The 5,877-nt window shown below is 62.7% G+C and carries 6 protein-coding genes; 4 read left to right on the forward strand and 2 right to left on the reverse strand.

The window, feature by feature from the left end:
* Positions 1 to 126 precede the first annotated feature (126 nt).
* Together gudD and U5O12_RS05190 are read right to left on the reverse strand one after the other, a co-directional pair.
* Complete coding sequence (gudD, locus tag U5O12_RS05185; RefSeq protein WP_322577616.1) at positions 127 to 1,479, reverse strand: glucarate dehydratase; 1,353 nt, start codon at positions 1,477 to 1,479, stop codon at positions 127 to 129.
* 73 nt (positions 1,480 to 1,552) lie between these two features.
* Complete coding sequence (locus tag U5O12_RS05190; protein ID WP_322577617.1) at positions 1,553 to 2,332, reverse strand: FadR/GntR family transcriptional regulator; 780 nt, start codon at positions 2,330 to 2,332, stop codon at positions 1,553 to 1,555.
* 84 nt (positions 2,333 to 2,416) lie between these two features.
* Between U5O12_RS05190 and U5O12_RS05195 the strand changes: the two genes are divergently transcribed.
* The 4 genes from U5O12_RS05195 to U5O12_RS05210 all read left to right on the forward strand — a co-directional run bounded on the left by U5O12_RS05195 (position 2,417) and on the right by U5O12_RS05210 (position 5,773).
* A complete protein-coding gene (locus U5O12_RS05195) occupies positions 2,417 to 3,244 on the forward strand; it encodes an NAD(P)-dependent oxidoreductase (RefSeq protein WP_322577618.1) in 828 nt (275 codons plus the stop codon).
* Positions 3,245 to 3,252: 8 nt separating this feature from the next.
* A complete protein-coding gene (locus tag U5O12_RS05200; RefSeq protein ID WP_322577619.1) occupies positions 3,253 to 4,155 on the forward strand; it encodes an SMP-30/gluconolactonase/LRE family protein in 903 nt (300 codons plus the stop codon).
* A 42-nt stretch (positions 4,156 to 4,197) separates the two neighbouring features.
* Positions 4,198 to 5,181, forward strand: coding sequence for a TRAP transporter substrate-binding protein (locus U5O12_RS05205; protein ID WP_322577620.1), 984 nt, complete (start codon positions 4,198 to 4,200; stop codon positions 5,179 to 5,181).
* Between the two features lie 64 nt (positions 5,182 to 5,245).
* Positions 5,246 to 5,773, forward strand: a complete 528-nt coding sequence (locus tag U5O12_RS05210; RefSeq protein WP_322577621.1) for a TRAP transporter small permease — start codon at positions 5,246 to 5,248, stop codon at positions 5,771 to 5,773.
* Positions 5,774 to 5,877 lie beyond the last annotated feature (104 nt).

A 5,877-nucleotide genomic window follows, 5' to 3' on the forward strand; every position in this document is an offset into this window, starting at 1 on the left:
CGCCTCGCCATCCAACTGGCAGAGGCGGCACGCTAAAGCGCTCCTAAAACAGGAGCTGCTTGCGCTTATTCCACGGGGGCTGGAGGCCCATTTGGCTTCAAACTCCATGGCTGGAGCTTTCCGGCGTCAGCGCACCAGGGCGGGGCTCTTGGGGTTGAAGGTCCAGCCGGGGATCAGGTACTGCATGGCCATGGCGTCGTTGCGCGCGCCCAGGCCGTGTTGCAGGTACAGCTGGTGGGCTTTCTCCACTTCCACCATGTCCAGCTCCACACCCAGGCCAGGCGTAGTGGGCACGGCGATCTGCCCGCCCACGATTTGCAGCGGGTCCTTGGTCAGGCGCTGGCCGTCTTGCCAGATCCAGTGCGTGTCAATCGCGGTGACCTTGCCGGGCGCGGCAGAAGCCACATGGGTGAACATGGCCAGCGACACATCGAAGTGGTTGTTGGAATGCGAACCCCAGGTGAGGCCCCAGGTCTCACAGACCTGCGCCACGCGCACGGAGCCTTGCATGGTCCAGAAGTGCGGGTCGGCCAGCGGAATATCCACGGACTGCAGGGCCAGCGAATGGGCCAGCTCGCGCCAGTCGGTCGCAATCATGTTGGTGGCGGTGGGCAGGCCCGTGGCACGGCGGAATTCGGCCACCACTTCGCGGCCGGAGAACACGCCTTCGGCACCGCAGGGGTCTTCGGCATAGGCCATCACGCCATGCAGGTCGCGGGTCAGGCGAATGGCGTCTTTGAGCAGCCAGCCACCGTTCGGGTCCAGCGTGATGCGAGCCTGGGGGAAGCGTGCGTGCAGCGCCCGGATGGCCTCCACCTCTTCTTCGCCGCGCAGCACGCCGCCCTTGAGTTTGAAGTCCTGAAACCCATAGCGCGCATAGGCCGCCTCGGCCAGGCGCACCACGCCGTCGGCGTCCATCGCCTTCTCGTGGCGCAGGCGCTTCCAGTCGTCAGCTTCATCGGGCTCGCTGATGTAGGGCAAGTCGGTGGCCGTGCGGTCACCCACATAGAACAGGTAGCCCAGCACGGCCACGCTGCTGCGCTGCTGGCCATCGCCCAAGAGCGCTGCCACCGGCACGCCCAGGAACTTGCCCAGCAAGTCGAGCAGCGCACTTTCCACGGCGGTGACGGCATGGATGGCGATGCGCAAATCGAATGTCTGCAGGCCGCGGCCGCCGCTGTCGCGCACGGCAAAGGCTTCGCGCATGCGGTTGAGGATGGCGTTGTAGTTGCCGATGGATTGGCCCACCACCAGGGCGGCGGCATCTTCCAGGGTCTGGCGGATCTTCTCGCCACCGGGCACTTCGCCCACGCCAGTGTTGCCGCTGCTGTCGGTCAGGGTGACGATGTTGCGCGTGAAAAACGGCGCATGCGCACCGCTCAGATTCATCAGCATGCCGTCGTGGCCTGCAACCGGGATGACACGCAGGGCGGTGACGGTAGGCGCGCCACGCACGGCGCCAGATTCGGGGTGGGTCATGTCAGTCTCCTCTGTGGGGCGCTCAGATGAGGGAAGGGATGGGTGGCGCCCCTACATATCAGACATCATACAACTAAACGGCGTCGGGCTGGGACTTTCTGAGCCGGTCTTTGCTGTTCGCCAAGTGCGTACGCATGGCCGCGCGGGCGGCATCGGCGTCCTGGTTGCGGATGGCGTTGAAGATGTATTCATGCTCGCCGTGCACCCGGCTCAAGTAGGCCAAGCGCCCTTCTGGCGCGCTGCTGGCGGTGTTGATGCGGGTGCGCGGAATGATCATGGTGCCCAGGTAGGTCATCAGATCGGCGAAGTGGCGGTTGCCCGTGGATTTGGCCACTTCCATATGAAAGCTGAAGTCGGACGGCACGGCATCCGAGTCTTCCTGGATAGACGTTTGGAAGGCATCGAGCATGGCTTGCATGGCTTGCAAGTTCGCCTCGGTGCGGCGCTGGGCGGCCAGGCCAGCGGCCTCGGTCTCCAGCGAAATACGCAGCTCCAGCAGGGCAATCACGTCGGCCACGGTGGCAAAGTCCACATCGGCAATCTGAAAGTTGCCACTGCTTTGCGGCGCCAGCGCAAAGGTGCCCACGCCATGCCGTGTCTCCACCAAGCGGTTGGCCTGCAGGCGCGAAATGGCTTCGCGCACCACGGTGCGGCTCACCTCATAGCGGACCATGATTTCGGATTCGGTGGGCAGCTTGGCACCGGGCTGGATGGCCCCTTCGCGGATGCTGGCCGCCAGACTTTCCACCACCTCTTGCACCAGACCGCGGGCGCGACGCGGGCGCACGGCGTCCCCGGGTTCGACGGGTAACGGTTGCGCGACAGAGGCTCTAGGGGTTTGCACTAGGTCCATGGAAAAGCCCTTGACTCGGTTGGAACAGGTGTTGACAATTTAACACATCAGACAACATACAACTGACAAGACAGCATACATTTCATGACGATCAAAGTACACCACACTTTGCTGATGACCGGCGCCGCCGGCGGTTTGGGCACAGCCATGCGCGAGCGCCTGAAGGCCAATTGCGAGGTGCTGCGCCTCTCCGATCGCGCCGATTTTGGGCCCGCCCGTACCGGTGAAGAGGTGGTGCTGGCCGACCTGGCCGATGCGGCTGCCGTGGACGCCATGGTGCAAGGCTGCCAGGCCATCGTGCACTTTGGCGGCATCTCGGTCGAAGCGGCCTTTGAGCCCATCATGCAGGCCAACATTCTGGGCGTCTACAACTTGTACGAAGCTGCCCGCAAGCACGGCGTGAAGCGCGTGGTGTTTGCCAGCTCCAACCATGTGACCGGCTTCTACAAGCAAAGCGAAACCATCACGCTCAACCACCCGGCCCGTCCCGACAGCCTGTATGGCGTGAGCAAAGCCTTTGGCGAGGACCTGTCGCGCATGTATTACGACCGCTACGGCATCGAGACCGCCTGCGTGCGCATTGGCTCCAGCTTTGCCGAACCCAAAGACCGCCGCATGCTGGCTAGCTGGTTGAGCTTTGATGACCTGCACCGCCTGGTCACCGCCTGCCTGACCACCCCCATCCTGGGCCACACACCCATCTTCGGCATGTCCGACAACGCCGTCATCTGGTATGACAACAGCGCCGCCCGCCATGTGGGTTATGTGCCGCAAGACAGCTCGGACCCGTTCCGTGAGGCGGTCTACGCCCGCACACCGCAGCCCGACATCACCGACCCGGCCGCGATTTACCAGGGCGGTGGCTTCCTGTTTCAGGGCGAGCCCATGACCACCCACAAGGCAGGCAAATAAGGCGCCCGATGTTCAGCGTGTTTGCCATCAGCAGTGCCCGCGACCGCGTGGGCGAATCGCCCGTGTGGTCGGTCGCCACCCAGGCCTTGTATTGGGTCGACATTGAAAGCCAGCGCATCCACCGCCTGGATTGGGCCAGCCGTGCACAGCACAGCTGGGCCCTGGCCGAGCGTGTGGGGTGTATTGCACTGAGCAACCGTGGCACCGTGATTGCGGCCATGGAAAGCGGCATCTTTGAGATGGAGCTGCAAGATGCACCCAACGTCAGCGTGAAATGCCTGGCCACCATCAGCCACCCGCAGCCCGGCATGCGTTTTAACGACGGCCGCTGCGATGCACAAGGCCGCCTGTGGGCCGGCACCATGGTGCGCGACATGGGTCTGGGTAGCGCGTCTGGCGGCATTTATTGCCTGGACAGCCAGGGCCTGCGCGGCCCGGTGCTGGACGGCTACATCACGCCCAACGGCATGGCTTTCAGCCCCGATGGCAGCACTGCCTACCTCTCGGACTCGCACCCCAGTGTGCAAAAAATTTGGCAACACACCTTTGACGGCGGCACCGGCACCTGGGGTCCGCAAGCCGCCTGGGTCGACATGCAACCCCTGCCCGGCCGCCCCGATGGCGCCGCCGTAGATGCCGAGGGCTGCTACTGGATTTGCGGCAACGACGCCGGCCAGGTGCACCGCTTCAGCCCTGCCGGTGTACTGCTGCAGTCCGTCCCGGTGCCCGTGAGCAAACCCGCCATGTGTGCCTTTGGCGGCCCCGAGCTGCGCCACCTGTTTGTCACCTCCATCCAGCCCGTCACACCCGCACCCGGCTTTGACGCCACGCTGGACGGCGCCGTGCTGGTACTGGAGCCCGGCGTGCAAGGCCGGCCCGAGCCCCTGTTTACCCAGTTTCCCGTTCGATAACTTTCCGTTCTTTCCACCAACCATCCCATAGAGGAGACAAGCATGACTTTCCGTAGAACTTTTGTGGCTTCGACCATTGCCGCCATTGCGCTGTGCAGCACCCTGGGCGCACAAGCCCAGAACATCGTGCTCAAGGCCACCGACACCCACCCTGCCGGTTACCCCACCGTGGTGGCCGTGGAAAGCATGGGCAAGAAACTGGAAGCCGCCACCAATGGCCGCATCAAGATGCAAATGTTCCCCGGCGCCGTGTTGGGCCAGGAAAAAGAAGCCGTTGAGCAAGCCCAGATTGGCGCCATCCAGATCGTGCGCATTTCGCTGGGCGTGGTTGGCCCCGTGGTGCCCGATGTGGACGTGTTCAACATGCCCTTTGTGTTCCGTGACATCCCCCACATGCGCGCTGTGATTGACGGCCCCATTGGCGCCGAACTGCTGGACAAAGTGACAGCCAGCCCCGCACGCCTGGTAGGCCTGGGCTGGATGGACGGCGGCGCACGCAGCCTGTACACCAAAAAGCTGGTCAAGACTCCGGCTGACCTCAAGGGCATCAAGGTGCGCATGATGGGTAACCCCCTGTTTGTGGACACCATGAACGCCATGGGCGGCAACGGCATCTCCATGGCCTACGGTGAAGTGTTCAGCGCGCTGCAAACCGGCGTGATTGACGGTGCGGAAAACAACCCGCCCAGCATGTTTACCAGCAACCACTACACCACCGGCACCAAGTACTACGCACAGACCAACCATTTGATCATCCCCGAGCTGCTGGTGATGTCCAAAGTGGCATGGGACAAGCTGTCTGCTGATGACAAAACATTGGTCAAGAAGCTGGCCCGCGAAGCCCAGATGGAACAACGCGTGCTGTGGGACAAGAGCGTGGAAGACTACTCCGCCAAGCTCAAGGCCGCAGGTGTGGAATTTGTACCCGTGGACCAAAAACTGTTCTTTGACGCCACAGCCCCTGTGCGCGCCAAGTACGGCACCAAGTTCACCGACCTGATGCAACGCATCGCCGCCACCAAGTAATCCAACGCTTTGGATGGGGTGCCCGCTGAGCCGGGCACCCTTGGCCCTGCTCTCCTGGAATCCCATGAAAAACACACTATTGCGTTGGAGCGATGCGCTCTACTCCGCCTGTATCTGGCTGTCAGGCGGCTCCATCTTCCTGATGTCCCTGATCATTCCTTGGGGCATCTTCGCCCGCTACGTGCTCGGTACGGGTTCGCAGTGGCCTGAGCCGATTTCCATTTTGCTGATGGTGGTGTTCACCTTCTTGGGCGCCGCAGCGGCCTACCGCGCAGGCTCCCACATTGCCGTGGCCATGGTGACAGACCGCTTGCCGCGCGCGCTTCGCCAAGTGTCTGCCTATGTGGTGCACGGCCTGATGGTGGTGGTGGCGCTGTTCATGGCGTTTTATGGCTCCAAGCTGTGCATCGAGACCTGGGGCCAAAACATTGGCGAAATCCCATGGATGCCCGTAGGCGCCACCTACCTGCCCGTACCTCTGGGCGGAATCATTACCTTCATTTTTATTGCTGAGCACCTGGCGTTTGGCTCGCAACACGCCCGTGCCATCGTGACCTTTGACCACGCTATTGAAGAACCGGAGGCCATCTGATGGACGCGTTTGTACTGTTGGGATCGTTCCTGGTCCTCATGATCATTGGCATGCCCGTGGCGTATGCCCTGGGCCTGTCGGCCCTTGTGGAGCAATACGTAACT

It is taken from the genome of Rhodoferax sp. (genome assembly GCF_034519335.1).
Lineage (GTDB): Bacteria > Pseudomonadota > Gammaproteobacteria > Burkholderiales > Burkholderiaceae_C > Allorhodoferax.